Raw genomic sequence first — 15,229 nt, 5'->3', positions numbered from 1 at the left:
CGCTCTTCGCCGACGCCACGCACTACGCGCTGCCCCAGCCCCCGCCCAGCGCCTTGTACAGGTTCACGGTGTTCACCGCCGCCTTGAGCTGCAGTTCGATCAGCTGCTGCTGCCCGGTGTAGAGCTCGCGCTGCGCATCCTGGCTCGAGAAGTAGTCTTCCATGCCGCTGCGAAAGCGCGTGCGCGAAATGCCGGCCACCTTCTCGAGCACCTGCACGCGCGCCTGCTGTGCCTCCAGCTGCGGCTGCAGGTGGTCGCTGGCGATCAGCGCATGGGCCACCTCGCGAAAGGCGACCTGCGCCGCCGATTCGTAGCCGGCCATCGCGGCGGCCAGCCGCTCTTCGCTGGCGCTCACGTTGGCGGACCGGCGGCCCCAGTCGAAGATCGGCAGCGACACGCCCAGCACACCGGCCCAGCTGCTGTTGCCGCTGCTGAGCAGGGTCGACAGCTCCTTGCTGACGCCGCCGGCCAGCGCCGTGAGCGAAATGGTCGGCAGCATCGCGGCCTTGGCCGCGCCCACGCCGGCGTTGGCGGCCTCGACGCGCGCATAGGCCGCGAGCAGGTCGGGCCGGCGCTGCAGCAGGCTCGACGGCAACCCGGCCGCGACCTGCGCCGTGGAGCGCTCGGGCCAGGGCCGCGCGCTGCCCGTCTCGGGCGGCACGGGGCGCCCGACCAGCACGTTGAGCCACTGCAGGTCCTGCGCGACACGCATGCGGTATTCCTCCTGCCGCACGCGCGCGGTCTGCAGCAGCGATTGCACGCGGTACACGTCGAGCTGCGCGGCGCCGCCCACGGCGCGGGCGCGACCGATCGTGTCGGCATTGGCGTTCAGCGCGGCCTCGTTGGACTCGGCCAGCGCGAGCAGGGCGCGGTCGGCGCGCAGCGTGAGGTAGGCGTTCGAGACCTCGCCCACCAGGTTCATGCGCGCGGCCGCGTGGTCCTTGTCGCCGGCCTCGGCGAGCGCGCCGCTTTGTTGCGCGGTGCTCTGCTGCCGGCCGAAGAAATCCAGCTCGTACGACATCACGCCCGCCTGCACGTCGAAGCTGTTGGACACGCGCCCGTCCGACGGCAGGTTGCCGACCGGGCTGAGCGAGCCCTGCGGCGTGGTCTGCGCGCGCTGGGCATGCGCCGACAGGCCCAGCGCCGGGAACAGCGAAGCGCGGTTGCCCGCATAGTTCGCGCGCGCCTCGCGGGCCTTCGCGGCATAGGCGCGCAGGTCGCGGTTCTGCTCGAGCGCCGTGGCGATCAGGCCGCGCAGCTCCTCGTCCTGCACGAAGCTGCGCCAGTCCACGGGCTGCGCGCCCGGCGCCGTCGTGCCCGCAGGCCACTGCGAAGGCACTGACAGGTCGGGGTTCTTGAGCGGCGGCGTGAGGTTGCACCCGGTCGTCACCAGCACGATGCACACCGCCAGCACCGCGAAGAGCAGGCGCAGCGACAGGCGCGCAAAGCCCGCGCCCGGCGCGCGCATGCCCGCACTCGCGAACAGCGCCGACGCCGCCTGCCACGGCCGCACCTGCACGGCCACGTGGCTCGGCGGCACGTTGAAGACGTGGCGCACCAGGTCTTCACGCTGCGCCTCGGTGGCGGCGAACTTCAGCTCGGCACCCGCCCTGCCGCGCGCGGCAAGGTGGGCCGGCAGCCAGCCCACAGGCTCGACGTGCACCTCCAGCGGCTGCCCGACGCGCAGGCGCTTGAGCGGCCCCCGGCCTTCGAGCAGCGCGCCGTCGGCCGCGATGTTGACGAAGCGCGACTCACCCTCGCCCGCCGCCGTGCGCACCCGTGCCCGCGCACGCCAGGGAAAGCGCTCTTCCTGCTGCGGGCGCGGCAGGTCGACGCAGGCCATGAGCGCGCTCAGGCACAGCACCAGCGCGATGCCGGTCCACACGAGGTTGAGCTGGTCGCCCGGCGTCAGCGCCTCGCCGCCCAGCGCCGCCATCGCGGCCGCGCCCTGCAGCGCCACCAGCAGGCCGCCGAAGACGGCCACCAGCTTCCAGTGCACCACGGTGCGCGAGCGGTCCAGCCCCTTGGCCGTCACCTTGAACGGATGGCCGAAGGGCTTCAGCATCGCGCGCGCCAGCGTGCCGCTCACGGCCATCGCCGCCACCAGCTGGCTCACCTCGCTGAACACGGGCAGGCAGCGCCGCTGGCTGACCCAGTAGCTGTAGGCCCAGAACATCACGAGCGACGGCAGGCCGTAGGCCGCGAAGGCCTGCGGCGTGGCATGGAAGGCCGAGACGCCGGCATACCAGTACAGCGCCGGTGCCAGCAGCACCAGCACCATGAAGGGCTTGCCCAGCCAGTGCAGCAGCCCGTGCAGGAAGTGCATCCGCGCCGACAGGCTGTAGCCCGGGCCGCGCAGGGGCCCGTCGGGCAGCAGCGCGAGCTGCACGGTGCCCAGGCACCAGCGGCTGCGCTGGTTGATGTAGTCGATGATGCTCTCGGCCGACAGCCCATTGGACAGCCGCTCGCCCAGCCAGCGCGTGATGCGGCCGTGGCGCAGCAGCAGGTAGGTGGTGTGGATGTCTTCGCACACGCTGCCCACCGGGAACCCGCCGGCCTCGGTGATCGCGTCGCGCCGCACGATGAACGAGGTGCCCACGCAGAACGCCGAATCGACCGCGTCCTTGGCGGGCTGCAGCACGTCGAAGAACACGCGCTGCTCGTCGACCCAGCTGTCGGTGGCGCGCAGGTTGTGCTGGATGGGGTCGGCGTTGTAATAGAACTGCGGCGTCTGCACCAGCCCCACGCGGCGGTCCTCGAACAGGCCGAGCATGCGGTAGACGATCTGGCGCTGCGGCGCGAAGTCGGCGTCGAGCACGAGGATGAACGGCGCGTCGGTCACGCCCGCGGACAGGCGCAGGCCGTTGTTGAGGTTGCCGGCCTTGGCGTGGCGGTTGTCGGGCCGCCGCGCATAGTGCACGCCGCGGCGCTCGCAGTACTCGCGCAGCCAGTCGCGCCGCGTGTCGTCGAGCACCCAGACGTTCAGCCGCGGATAGTCGATGGCCTGCGCGGCGATGATGGTCTTCTCGAGCACGGCCAGCTCTTCGTTGTAGGTGCAGATGAAGACATCGACGGCCGGCACCTCCTCGCCACGCGCATGGCGTTCGCGCAGCGCGGCCTCGCCCCGGTCGGCCTGCGCGCGGTTGTCGCGGCGCCGCATGAGCATGTGGATCGACATCAGCGTGTAGACGATGGCCGTGAGCTCGAAGCCCAGGAACACCCAGGCGAACAGGGTTTCGAAGCCCAGGTCCGAAGGCGGCATCGTGGCGACCACGCGCCAGACGGCGTAGCGCAGCAGCAGCAACGCGGTGAGCGCACCGAACAGCACGCGGTGGGTGATGCGCTCGACCCTGGCCCAGGTCATGAGGAGCAAGGCGAGCCCCCCGACCAGGGCGTTGAGCTGGAATTCCGGTGTGGCGATCAGGCTGGACATGAGGGGACTTCCGATGCGGCGGTCTTGCCGGTGAAGGGGTTGAAACCCGTGGCGGCCAGGGCGATCCAGGCGGTCGCGCCCAGGTGCGGCCAGCGGTAGTAAAAGAAATCGGCACCGGTCGAATCGGGGCCGATGGCCAGGCCGGTGGCAATGCGCGCGCTCGGCGTGGCGTAGTACAGGCCGTTGCCGGCGCGCTGCGAGGCCAGCAGCTGCCACAGCGCCTCGGGCGCCGCGCCCTTGCGGGCCACCAGCGTGGCGGCCGCCTGCGCGCTGCCTTCGGTCCAGATGCCGTCGGGCTCGCGCGAGAAACCGTAGCCCGCGCCGACGCGGTGGTGCTTCTCGACCCAGTCGAGGCTGCGCACCCAGGCGCAGGAGCCCTCGGGCGCCGCGAGCAAAGGCCACAGCTGCGCATCGAGGCCGGAGCCTTCGGTGGAAATCGTGGCGCCATCCTCCTTGGTGCCGATGTGGAAGCGCTGCTCCGACGGGTTCCACATGCGGCCCACGAAGTCGAGCGCGGTGCGCGCCTGGCGTGGCTCGGGTCCGTCCGGCTGGCCGTCGGCGCGCACGGCCCGTGCGGCCCACGCCGCCGCCACGGCGATGTCCAGGTTGTGCTCCGTCGACTTCCAGGTCTGCGCGCGCTGCGCGTGGTCCCAGCCGTGGCGCCCGCCGTTGTAGCCGTCGGGGCCGTTCCGGGCGCGCGTGTTCTGTTCTGTCCAGGCCAGCAGCCGTCGCGCGGTCGCCAGGTAGGCGGGCGTGGGTTCGGCCTGGTGCAGGTTCAGCAGCAGCAGCGCGGCCCAGGCCACGTTGCCGGTGGCAGTGCTGACCTGGTAAGCGTCGGCGATCCACTGCTTGCGCCCGGCGTCCCAGCGGCCGGGCAGCGCGGGCTTTTCCTCGGTGACCGGCCCGGCGCGGTAGGCATTGCGCACGCGCCCGTCGGGCATCGTCTGGTCGTGCGCCACCGCCCGCACCACGGCGTCGCCGATGCGCCGCGCGGCGGCGCGCTCGCCGCACGCCAGCAGTGCGATGCCGGCCAGCGCGTTGTCGTAGGTGAAGGCGGCGCCCGCCAGCGCGGGCTCGAACGGCGGCTCGCCCTGTGCGTTCGCCGGGCGGTAGCTGGTCAGGAACAACGGCCCCGACGTCGCGCCGCCCTGGTCGTGCGCGACGGCGCGGCGCAGGCCGTCGCAGCTCTCGCGCGCAAGGGCCTTTTGCGTGGTGCCGGGTGAAGGCGAAGGCGCGGCAGCAGCAGCGACGCCGGCAAGCGCCATCGATGCGGCGGCGCACCGTGCCACGGCACGGAAAGAGAAAGGGATCGGCATGGCGTTCTCGGTGGGCTGCGCGACATGCTTTCTCACGCCTTGGCGAGGCTGGCCGAGACCACCTTGCCCGGCACGCACAGGGTCTGGCGGCTGCCGTCTTCCGAGGGCGGCGGCTCGGGCGCCTCGATGCGCGCCACCGCATAGATCGAGCCCTGCTCGGCAAAGGGGAAGGGCACGCTGTACGTGCTCTGCAGTGCATCCGAGGCCACGGGCAGCAGCTGCTCGACACGCGCCGGCACCGCGACGTTCTCGGCCACCTTCACGTCGAGCTTCGAGCCAACGCTCAGGCGCTTGGCCAGCCGCGCAGGGAACACGGCGACGACACCGATCCGGCTGCAGTCGGTCACGCGCACCAGCGAGGAGCCCGCCGTGACATACGCGCCCTCGGGCGCCAGCACCGTGTGCACCATGCCGGACTGGCTCGCCTTGACCTCGTAGGCGGCGAGCTTGTCGACGCGGCGGCGCTCTTCGTCCTCGAGCTGCGTGATCTGCGTGAGCTGCTTGACGATCGCGGTGCCGTCCTGGCGCGCGCGGTCGCTGCTGTTGCGCAGCGCTTCGCGCCGGCTCGCGAGCGTCTGGAACAGGCTGTTGCCGCTGGTGCCCACGAAGGCGCCCTGCCCCGCGCTCACCACCGTCTGCGCCTGTCCCGCGAAGGCCTGCTCGGCCACCGCCGCATTGGCACGCGCGGTGCTCAGCTGGGCCTCGGACGCGTTCATCACCTGTTCGCTGATGGCGCCTTCTTTCAGCAGCGCCTCGTTGGTGCGCACCTTGTTCTCCTGCTCGGCGACCACGCTGTGCGCCACGTCGCGCTGGCGCTGTGCGATCTCCCAGGCGTCCCAGGTCTGCGCCAGCGAGGCCTGGCGGGTCACCTGCGCCTGCTGGCCGATGGAGCGCATCTCCTGGCTGTCGGACTTGTACTGGTTGCCCAGCTGCGACAGCTGGCTCTGCAGGGCCAGGCGCTGCGTGGTCAGCGTGGTGAGGATCTCCTGGCTGACGGTCGGGTTGCGCACCGTGGCCACCAGCGTGCCCGGCGCCACCGCATCGCGCGTGCGCACCGCCATCTGCGTCACCACGCCGTTGATCGGCGAGGTGACGATGCCGACCGGCGCCTGCAGCACGGCCCGCGTGGCCTGCGAGGACAGGAGCGGCTCGACCAGCGTGGCGACCATCAGCCACAGCACGAAGGCCAGCAGCACATAGGCCGCCAGCTTGGGAACGAAGGCGCCCCGCTGGCGCCGGGCACTTCCGGCACCCGGGGCGCGCGGTCGGCCCGGTTCCGACGGAAAAGGAATGGGTCTGGACACTCGCATAACCACCTCTTGGAAACATCGACGGCATGCCGGCGAACGGCATGCCGTCTGGTGAAGAAAGAGACTCGAATCAACCTCCCGACCCCTCGGTCCGCGCCTCGATTTGTCGTGCTGCGGTGCAATAAAGGTACGCCCAAAGCGCGGCCGACCCTGCTTCCGGGAGAAACAAGATGTGCGAACTTCACATCTACTTTTCGGCCGCGGACCGGGCGAAGTCCTACATAGGTGTTGCGGCGGTGGGGGTTGACACGGGCTGGGCGTGTCGGCACGCACGGAACAGCGCGCGATCGCGTTTGTCTCGAAGGCCCACGGGCGTCGCACGGGGCCAGGTCCGATGAAGCGGCCCGCTGCGCGCGCGGCGTCGACAACGCGGCTTCGGCGTCGCGTTCAACAGGCCGTAACGATATTGCCGCGATTGGTCACAGCCGCCGCAGGGGCGCTGTGGCGGGCACGCATCAGCGACGGTCATCAACCCCGGCGAGCCCTATGCCCTTCGCGACATGGGGACACGCCCAGGCTGCGGCATGCGCGCGTTCTTCCTTTGCACCACCGGCTTTTCGGCGGTTGTCCTACACATCGCAACGCGCAGAAGACTAGACCTGTAGCCCACCCTGCTTTTTTCTTCTTCAAAGGATTCCAGATGCGAAAAGTCAACGCTGTGATGACCCGCGATGTCGAGGTCATCAGTCCCGACGCCACCCTCGCGGAGGCCGCCAGGCGCATGCGCGACGGCGACTTCGGGATGATGCCGGTGGGCGAGAACGACCGCATGATCGGCGCGATCTCGGACCGCGACATTGCCGTGCGCGGCATCGCCGAAGGGCACGACGGCAACGCCAAGGTGCGCGACGTCATGTCGGACGGCATCCGTTGGGCCTATGAGGACGACGCCGTCGATCATGCGGCGCAGCTCATGGCCGAGCACCAGATCCGGCGCCTGCCCATCGTCAACCGCGACAAGCGGCTGGTGGGCATCCTGGCGCTGGCCGATGTCGCGGTGAAGGAGCCCAAGGTCAAGCCGGCCGCCGAGGCGCTGTGCGGCATCTCGCAACCCGTCGAGGCCTGAGAAGGTCTGACCAGGCGAGGTCCTTCACCCCGATTCACTGTCCCTTCCCTTTCTTCCTGGAGGACTTGCCATGCACGTCGCACCTTTCCACCTGCTCGCAGCCGCAGCCATCGCGGCGAGCCTCGCCGTGACCGGTTGCACGGTCACCCGCCCCAGCGGCGCAGCGAACGACATCCCGGCCTCGTCGGCATCGGCCATCGACGCCCAGGTCGACGCATCGCTGGCCCGCCTCTATGACACCGTCGCCGGTTCGCGCGCGCTCGTCGCTGGCGCGCAGGGCGTGCTGGTCTTCCCGTCCGTGGTGGGCGGAAGCTTCGGCATCGGCGCCGACTATGGCCGCGGTGCCCTGCGCAGCGGCGGCCGCACGCAGAGCTACTACAGCACGACCGCCGGCTCCATCGGCTTCCAGGCCGGTGCGCAGTCGAAGGCCGTGTTCTACGTGTTCACCTCCAGGGAGGCGCTGGACAAGTTCCGCCAGAGCCGGGGCTGGACGGTGGGTGTCGACGCGACGGTGGCGCTGGCACGCTACGGTGCCAACGGCGTCGTCGACAGCAGCACCTTCCGGCAACCCGTGGTCGCCTTCGTGATGACCAATGTGGGCCTGGAGGCTGGTGCGTCGGTGCAGGGTGCGAAGGTCACCGAAATTCGACCTTGATACGGGCATGGCATGACGGGCATCCGGTCGGAAACGCCATCGACAAGGAGTGCCCGCCATCATGCTCAACGGAGCCGAAGCCCACCCGATCCAATCCGCGACGCGCGCGTTGTTCGACCGCTATGAGCGGGAATTCAATGCGGGACTGACCGGCGAAGCCGACCTCGAAGCCGTGGCGGCGCTGTACGCCGCGTGCTTCATTGCCGCCTCGCCCGCAGGCGTCTTCACGGGCAAGAACGATGAAGAACTCAGGCGCGTGTCCGCGAAGGGGTTCAAGCATTACCGCGACACCGGCGTGCAGCGGATGACCGTGCGCAACCTGGACATCTCGGCCATCGACGACATGCACGGGCTCGCCCGCGTGGCGTGGAGAGCGATCTACAAGGTCGAGGGCGCGCAGAAGGTGATCGACTTCACCAATGTCTATCTGGTGCGGCTCGAGGGCGACAGCGCGAAGGTGTTCGGCTGGATCACCGGCGATGAGGCCGAGGTGCTGCGGCAGCACGGCATCGATTGAGAGGCTGCCGGGCGCCGAGGAATGTTGGCTGGAGCGGGTGAAGGGAATCCAATCTATTCTTCTACATCACAGGAGGATTGAAGATAACCCATTCAATGCAACACTTGTTCCCCTCGTCGTTCCCCTGAATTTGGGGTTCGAATCCCTTGAGGGTCCTGGCTGAGCGAGTTTGTTGCCATTCCGCGACGCGATGTCGGACTAAGCACCTTGCTTGCGCCCCGCGGTATTCCGCGAATATCGATAGGCATGTTCCGTCGACTCAGGTGCAAATGAGGCGTGCGCGTACGGACTCGGCGACCGGCCAAACCGCATGGTCAGCCGGATAGCCGCGGCAGCCCTTTCACCCGCACTAGTCGGCCGCTACCGCGGTAGCGGCCCTCGCGCCATGCGCGGAAATTCGCGCGGCCGTCTTCTTGACTTCCACGCCCTTTCTGGAAGTCAAGATTGGTACAGTTGAAGTGAGGGCCCGACGCCCTCCCTTCGAGCAATCGAAAGGACGGAAGGAACTTTTCGAGAAGGCCCGGCGTGCAGAAGACTGACATCCAACTTCCCCTCGATGATCCCATCGATCTTTGGGATTTCACTCGGCTAATCGCCAAGTCCATCTGCCCCAGCATGCGAGAAGCCGAAGACTATGCCTGGCTCCAGAAGAAGCTCGTAAAGCTGCCGACCTCGGATCTAGAGATCCAATCCGATATGTCAGCGGCAGAACGAGCAACGCTGCTTCGAATCTTGCCAGGTCTGCCACCACACGCCGGTATGCCCCCAAGAGAGCGAGAGGTGTTCATGGATGCCTATCTGAAGCATCCTGATCGCCTCCCTTGGAGGCCCGTGTTTGTGAGCGAAGAAACGGTTGCCGCCAACGGCCACCAGATACTCCAGATTCAGGAGAAGCATCGCCTCGCACTTCAGCAAGAAATCGCGTCCGGCAAGCTCATCGCATTCAACCAGCATCACATCGACGAGGGCCGTGCAGGAAAGAACATCTTCATCCGTCGCGAAGATGCGTTGAACTACCTCAAGGCACATAGGTTTCGCACGGTTGATGATCCAGGCTCTCGCTCCATCCACTCGGTGTCGAAACCGAAAGCCTCGGCCGCAAGAACGGCAACATCACCTAAAGCACTTGAAGCCGATCACCAAAGTGATTCGGTGAAAGCAGACCCGACCAGCGCCCCCGAAGGGACGACAGCACTCGTTGACCTCGCTTCTCCCGTAACGACGCCAATCTCGGCATCCCCGCGGCCAAAAATGAAGCAGCCATCCTCCCAACAGGACAGCAAGTCTCACCGATCACCGAGGGAAAGCATAGAAGCTTCAGTGGAACCCACGCAGCACAGCTCTGCCACAGTGATCTTGCGCCGGCGCCAAGTCGAGGCGCGAACCTCGTTGTCGCGCTCGGCCATCTATGACCGACTCGACGCAAACTCTCCGCGCTATGACCCCGCCTTTCCCAAACAGGTGAAACTCGGCAGTTCAAGCGTTGGCTGGCTGGAAAGCGAAATTGAAAGTTGGCTCGCAGCGAGGACCCGCGCGTCGCGCCAATGAGGCAACGATGGTCACCACGCTGAGCTATTCATGCAGTATGTAGTACTGCAAGCACTGGCGCCCATGCCGCAACTCTACAGATTCGAAACACGACTGCTTCACTCCAAGGAAGCCGTCGCCCGTATGGTGTCTCGCGCTCAAGTCTCCATGAGCGACAAAACCCCAAGAGCCGCTACCACGACAAGACGTTCCCCAGCCCAGTGCAGATCGAGCAACGTGCCATTGGCTACCGAGAGGATAAGCTCGATGCATGGATTGCATCACAGCTCCAGAAAGAACAATGAGCCTAGCTCAACGGTTTTCAGGACACCATCGCCAAGACGAATGACGAAGCGATAGCTCTCTCTGAACGCATGCAGAAGTGAAAACGAATATGAATAGCTCCATCTTTTCCATTGTCCCTTCGACGGACCGTGACGTTGACCTAAAGGATTGCGGTTGAACAGCGATCGGGACAGCCTCCAAGAGTTATTGCAGAACATTGCGCGCTCCATGCGCAGGGGCGCCGAAGCAATCCCTGTCTCACCTCCGATCAACTACGATCAGATGCGCAGCTTCGCCCTCGAGCAACTGCGAGAAACTGGTCGGACGAGCTCAATGATCGAGTTGTCTTGCCTCATAAAGCCGAGCTTCTTCGAGCAACATGTGAAGCTGCGGCTGCCCAAGAAAATGCCGACAGCGAAGGTAAAGCGGATCGAGGGCATGGTCCGCGAACTGGAGCAGGCAATCACCTGGCATATCCTGGCGTCGTACCCTGCCTCGATGGTCCATGACCTTTTCGTGGACAGTACCATTTCGCGCCTGGTGCTCCACGATGAGCTCAGGGCCAAGCACGAGCAGATCGAAGAAGCAGCGAAACAGGCCCGCAAAAAAGGCGGCAAGAACAGCGACAAGGGGTACAAGGACACCCCCCGCCTCCTGCGTTTGGCTATTCGCTTTCTGCGCACCATGGCTCCCCCCGAAAAGTGGCGGTACAAGCGCCACGCAACGGAGAGCATCGGTGAACGCTTGAGTGAGATCGCTCACAAGTACAAGGGGAAAATCAATGTCGCCTTATCCGAGGAGACTTGGATCGATAAGGTTGACCTACTGATTCGGAATGATCCGCGCGCATTGGAAGTTTGTCGGCGCTACGCCCACGAACGCTTTATCAAACGCTTGAGCCAACCCTCCCGATAGAAACGCTCGTGAGGCCCTCCTCTCTACGCCAACCTTCATCCATTTCCGGACGCCAACCGGGATGCACGAATGCGCATGGCGCGCATTCGTTGCAGCGCAATGGCGAGCTCTCTCAGCCTTCGGCGCATCACGACAGCACCCTGGAAGTAGCGCACCCGAAGCACAGCAAGCAACCAAAGCGCGACCACTTGTTCACGCGGATGCAGCGGCGCCTTCAGCCTCCGGCCACAACTTGCGCTTGGCGCCCCCCGGGTAGGGCTGCTTGTAGCGACGGCTGATCACGAATGACTTGCCCGATGCGTCATAGCGCATCCAGAAGTCCGTCTTGGTCAGGTAGGAGGCTGCCGATTCAAGCAGCGCGTGACGCGCCACCACATTGGAGTAGTGGATGCGCCCCAAGACGGGCTTCACGTACTTTTGCGCGTTGCAGTTGAAGTAACGCCCCTTCCCTTCGGTGATCACCCACTCCCAGTGCTCGCCCATCGCCTTTGCGGTCCCCACGCCGTCCTGGGCGAGGCTTCCGTTCAGGAACACCAGCATGTGAAAGTGGAACCCGGTCTCGGTCCCGTACTCCATGTTGCGCATGTAGCGCACCAAGGGGTGGCGCTCACGCAGATAGCGCTCAAACTTCACGATATAGCCGTACGCCTCATCCTCCGACACAGCCGGTGCGTAGGGATACCCATCCAACTGCGAGTGGAAGTGCAGGTCCAAGCGAATCGTCAGGAGATCAGCGCAGTCTTGGAACGACTCTTCTTCTGCCTTCTTCACCGACTTCCAGCGCTTGTCCGAGCGACGTCGCGCGGTGTCCAATGCCTTGCGTACCCCTCCGGACGTCCAGCCCTCGCGGATATCTCGCACTACCGCCTCCAACGAGCCCAGCAACACATGTGCCGCGTCGTCGGTATGCGCGTTCCAAAAGCTCAGCGCCATAGGGTCCGGGGTGTGCTTCTCACGAGAGCGCTGCAAGAGTTCGTACAGCGGGTTCATGTGATGCTGTGGCAGCGTCGCCTGGATGTCGTCAAAAGGCAACTGCAGGGCCTGCAGCAAGCGCTTTCCATCGTGGCTCGCGCGGATTACCTGGCATGTCCCGCCGCGCTCCTTTTCCAGCCAGAAGACCGCGCCCTGCGAGCGAGCAACCGCGTGCGCCACCTGCGCGGCGCGCTTGACGTCCGAGGCGTATTCGTGCTCCTTTCCCAGAACGAGCGTCTGGGTGCGCCCGCCGTTCTTGTTCAGTCCATAGATGTACGCATGGCGCTCAGGCGCACGGCGATCAAAGAGCTTGCGCTCGTAGCCTTTCGAGATCACTTTTTTCTCCTATCGCTTCGGCCCATGAGGTCCTTCTCATGGACTGACAGTTCCGCCTTGCCGAAAAGAAAATAGCAAGTAGCGTTGTGCCCCACCTTGTGGGGGGATTTGAGGTTCAAGAGCTCCTCGCCCTTGATGATTGCAAGTTCTTTCGTCTCTCGACGATTTCATCTCTCCCTTTTCCTCATTACCGCACTGATTAACGACAGTGCATTTCACTTCGATTTCTCCTGATATCTCCAAGCAGGCTGATTGGTTGATGGACGTGGATCTTCATGATCCTAAATTCATGCTCTTGAGGAGCATGAATTCACCTCGTTCGTCTTCAGATTTCGACTGTCATTGGACAGTCGAAAGATTCCTATCCCCATCTCTTATCGAGCAATAACATAGATACCGGATCTCGGCCTGCGCAGAAGTGTGATCGCAATCAGCACTGCCCTCAGATTTCCCCGGCCTAACGCGCGTTTCTTCTCCTTCCACTCGTCGTTGAATTGGTCACCGACCGGCTGACCAAACATGCAGTCGACCTCCCCTGCACGTGGATCGATCAACAGCGTTGAGAGGAATTCTGAGACATTCGATTTCGGAAGAACAGGGCTGCAACTAAATCCATCGATGTGTTTTGAGCAGCCCCCCAAAAAGTGGGGAAGGTGCGGATCACGGACGATCGAGAACTCCAAAAATGAAAAGTTGCTTGTTGATCTAGTTCCTGCTTGGTGGATGCACGGCAGCCATTTCTTCGCATTCCCGCCTCGGGCGTCCATCCCCCACTAGATTCGGAGTCCTGCATGAAATTAGGGGAGGTGCTGAACGAGCACACGTCCATTCAGCTGAAGCAACTAGAACGAGGAGGTGCATTCATCTAAATTTCTCGGGGTGCCACATGACAACGCGGCCCGTATCGCGAATGCGGCTTGGTGTATCTGTAATCGACCTCGGAATGTATTGATGTATCTCCCCGATGACCCCTACCCGGTGCTTTCGAGCGGGCCGCTGATCTCCAGCGCAGCCATCGAGCACAGCCACAACACCGACACCGCACAGGCCATTCCGGCCATCGCTGCAATGACTTCCGCTGCTGCGGCTGTTCAGGATCACTTTGATGTCCAGCGCCCGGATCTGGCGCCGTCGCCCATCGCCATGATCTCCTTCATTTGCGCCCAATCGGGTGAAGGCAAGAGCACGGGAGCCAAAGTGTTCCTGGAGCCTCACGAGCGCGTGCAGATGCAGTTGGACGAGCAAGCACAGGATCTCCATGAACTCGAAGCCTCGCGGCTTGTGTGGAAGGAGGAATTGGCCCACAAGCGTTCCGAGGTGCGGCGCCTTCTCGCCGAAGAGAAGTCGACCGCGCAGGCGCAAGCAGCCATCGTCGCGCACCTGCGCAATGAGCCAAAGGCGCCGCCGCAAATTCAGCTGCTCTACCAAAACCCGACCCCAACCGGTTTGCGACGTGGCCTTGCAGCCTGGCCATCCGGGTTCATCGTCTCCATGGACGCAGGTCAGATGCTCAATGGAGCAATGGGCAAGGACTTCGATTTCATGGATTCCACGTGGGATGGCGACACGAACCGGTCTGCAACCGCCGAGCACGCCTTCACCATCTATGGCCCTCGTCTTTCGGCTCTGAGCTTCGTGCAGCCGTTGCCCACGCTTCGGTACTTCAAGCGTCGCGGCGAAGAAGCGCTAGACACAGGTTTTTCTGCACGGGTGGAATGGGCATACCTACTGCCCAAAAGAGCAAACGATCACCCCCCGTATTCGGGACCGAAGAGGCACATCGCCGTTCCGGCGTACCAATCGCGCACCAGCTACTTGTTGGAGGAACGCATCCGCACCCGTAGGGCAGGAAACAAGCCACGGCGTGCAATCCCATTCACGAGGGATGGGGCCGCATATTTCCGCGACCTGCGTCAACGCACCGTCTCGATGTCTGCACCTGGAGGGGCTCTTCAACACCTCGGAGGCTACGCGGCCAAGCTTGCGGAACGCGTAGCCCGATATGCATGCATCATCCACACGTTCAACGATTTTCCGGGCTTCATCAATGCGGAAACACTCGCCCATGCTGAATGCATCGTCCAGTGGCACTCACGCCAGTTCGTGCGCATGATCACAGAGACGTCACCGCAGACACGAGCTCAGCACGACGCGATGCAATTGGAGCAGTTGATTGGGCACGCCATCTACCGTGGAGAGATGATTCGACTCGCAGACTTGTCGCACATCGCCCCCCCGGACTGGGGGCGTCCGCGACGCATCCAGGCTTGGCAGGTGCTTCAGTACTCCGGGCGCGCTTGCCTCAGGCAATTTCGACGCATTTCGTACGTCCAGTTGACCTCAATGCCGCAGCTTCTTCCCCCCTGAAGCAAGGGGCGAAAAGCGTCACTCAGCGATAAGTAGGCAGCTCCCCGCCGCGTGTATTTCGACATCGATGCTTCCCATGGTGTGTCATCAATCCGCCCTCCGGGGAACGTTCAGTTGGGGACGTTGGTGCGGCTGGTGAATGAGGAACTGCAGCAATGTATCAAGGCTGCGGATGGGCCGACCGGCTGCAACGGTTAAAGGTTGTCCGACACCCGCCCTCAGCCGCTGTCGTACGAGGGCTCGTGGTGTTGCACGGCAGCACTGCGACATCTCGGCGGCGGCCGGCGCCTCAGGCTGCAGTCGATCGCCTTGGCGTGGCGCCGCCGTCCCCGACCTGAGGGGCAATCTGTGAGGGTGCGTCTACCAGTTCTCGGGTATGGCCGTTTGCGCTGTTGCTCACTAACATCGCCGGCCGTAACAAATGGCAGGGCCTTGCGAGAACATGAGATGGCACGGATCGGAGCCTCGGCTCCACTCAAGCGAAATTCTTCTCCGCGTCGCAGGCGCGCTGGTGGCGCTAGTCGTTTCAG

At 64.7% G+C, this 15,229-nt stretch carries 11 protein-coding genes; 7 read left to right on the top strand and 4 right to left on the bottom strand.

What is annotated here, in order from left to right; genetic code table 11:
- Positions 1-22 precede the first annotated feature (22 nt).
- Genes AC1RAA_RS02135 through AC1RAA_RS02125 form a run of 3 tightly spaced genes read right to left on the bottom strand, consistent with a single transcriptional unit; the run spans position 23 to position 6,059 of the window.
- Complete coding sequence (locus AC1RAA_RS02135) at positions 23-3,433, bottom strand: efflux transporter outer membrane subunit (RefSeq protein WP_492726214.1); 3,411 nt, start codon at positions 3,431-3,433, stop codon at positions 23-25.
- Complete coding sequence (locus tag AC1RAA_RS02130; protein ID WP_492726213.1) at positions 3,421-4,749, bottom strand: hypothetical protein; 1,329 nt, start codon at positions 4,747-4,749, stop codon at positions 3,421-3,423. Before AC1RAA_RS02130 ends, AC1RAA_RS02135 begins: the two co-directional genes overlap by 13 nt.
- A 32-nt stretch (positions 4,750-4,781) precedes the next feature.
- Positions 4,782-6,059 (bottom strand): HlyD family secretion protein, encoded by a 1,278-nt coding sequence (locus AC1RAA_RS02125; protein ID WP_492740533.1) that lies wholly within the window; start codon positions 6,057-6,059, stop codon positions 4,782-4,784.
- 640 nt (positions 6,060-6,699) lie between these two features.
- Between AC1RAA_RS02125 and AC1RAA_RS02120 the strand changes: the two genes are divergently transcribed.
- From AC1RAA_RS02120 to AC1RAA_RS02095, 6 genes are all read left to right on the top strand, one after another.
- The gene (locus AC1RAA_RS02120; RefSeq protein ID WP_062480639.1) at positions 6,700-7,125 is read left to right on the top strand and encodes a CBS domain-containing protein; all 426 of its coding nucleotides are present in this window, start codon (positions 6,700-6,702) and stop codon (positions 7,123-7,125) included.
- A gap of 70 nt (positions 7,126-7,195) precedes the next feature.
- Positions 7,196-7,780 carry a BPSL1445 family SYLF domain-containing lipoprotein gene (locus tag AC1RAA_RS02115; protein ID WP_095744962.1) on the top strand — a complete coding sequence of 195 codons (585 nt, stop codon included), beginning with the start codon at positions 7,196-7,198 and terminating at the stop codon, positions 7,778-7,780.
- A gap of 61 nt (positions 7,781-7,841) precedes the next feature.
- Positions 7,842-8,297, top strand: coding sequence for a nuclear transport factor 2 family protein (locus AC1RAA_RS02110; RefSeq protein WP_492726211.1), 456 nt, complete (start codon positions 7,842-7,844; stop codon positions 8,295-8,297).
- 525 nt (positions 8,298-8,822) lie between these two features.
- Complete coding sequence (locus AC1RAA_RS02105; protein WP_235926620.1) at positions 8,823-9,845, top strand: helix-turn-helix transcriptional regulator; 1,023 nt, start codon at positions 8,823-8,825, stop codon at positions 9,843-9,845.
- A 26-nt stretch (positions 9,846-9,871) separates the two neighbouring features.
- Positions 9,872-10,129 (top strand): AlpA family phage regulatory protein, encoded by a 258-nt coding sequence (locus tag AC1RAA_RS02100; RefSeq protein ID WP_159278343.1) that lies wholly within the window; start codon positions 9,872-9,874, stop codon positions 10,127-10,129.
- Positions 10,130-10,283: 154 nt separating this feature from the next.
- Positions 10,284-11,024 carry a hypothetical protein gene (locus tag AC1RAA_RS02095; protein WP_492726210.1) on the top strand — a complete coding sequence of 247 codons (741 nt, stop codon included), beginning with the start codon at positions 10,284-10,286 and terminating at the stop codon, positions 11,022-11,024.
- 192 nt (positions 11,025-11,216) lie between these two features.
- On the opposite strand, the gene AC1RAA_RS02090 is transcribed toward AC1RAA_RS02095, so the two are convergent.
- The gene (locus tag AC1RAA_RS02090) at positions 11,217-12,332 is read right to left on the bottom strand and encodes a YagK/YfjJ domain-containing protein (protein WP_159277252.1); all 1,116 of its coding nucleotides are present in this window, start codon (positions 12,330-12,332) and stop codon (positions 11,217-11,219) included.
- Positions 12,333-13,283: 951 nt separating this feature from the next.
- Here AC1RAA_RS02090 and AC1RAA_RS02085 point away from each other — a divergent pair.
- A complete protein-coding gene (locus AC1RAA_RS02085) occupies positions 13,284-14,699 on the top strand; it encodes a DUF3987 domain-containing protein (RefSeq protein ID WP_159277253.1) in 1,416 nt (471 codons plus the stop codon).
- Positions 14,700-15,229 lie beyond the last annotated feature (530 nt).

The organism is Variovorax sp. GW823-FHT04F07, assembly GCF_058795995.1.
This window is presented reverse-complemented; position numbering and strand designations above follow the sequence as displayed.

Coding starts and splice junctions, on each gene's coding strand:
- AC1RAA_RS02135 (WP_492726214.1), bottom strand. CDS start 3,433: ATGTCCAGCCTGATCGCCACACCGGAATTCCAGCTCAACGCCCTGGTC.
- AC1RAA_RS02130 (WP_492726213.1), bottom strand. CDS start 4,749: ATGCCGATCCCTTTCTCTTTCCGTGCCGTGGCACGGTGCGCCGCCGCA.
- AC1RAA_RS02125 (WP_492740533.1), bottom strand. CDS start 6,059: ATGCGAGTGTCCAGACCCATTCCTTTTCCGTCGGAACCGGGCCGACCG.
- AC1RAA_RS02120 (WP_062480639.1), top strand. CDS start 6,700: ATGCGAAAAGTCAACGCTGTGATGACCCGCGATGTCGAGGTCATCAGT.
- AC1RAA_RS02115 (WP_095744962.1), top strand. CDS start 7,196: ATGCACGTCGCACCTTTCCACCTGCTCGCAGCCGCAGCCATCGCGGCG.
- AC1RAA_RS02110 (WP_492726211.1), top strand. CDS start 7,842: ATGCTCAACGGAGCCGAAGCCCACCCGATCCAATCCGCGACGCGCGCG.
- AC1RAA_RS02085 (WP_159277253.1), top strand. CDS start 13,284: ATGTATCTCCCCGATGACCCCTACCCGGTGCTTTCGAGCGGGCCGCTG.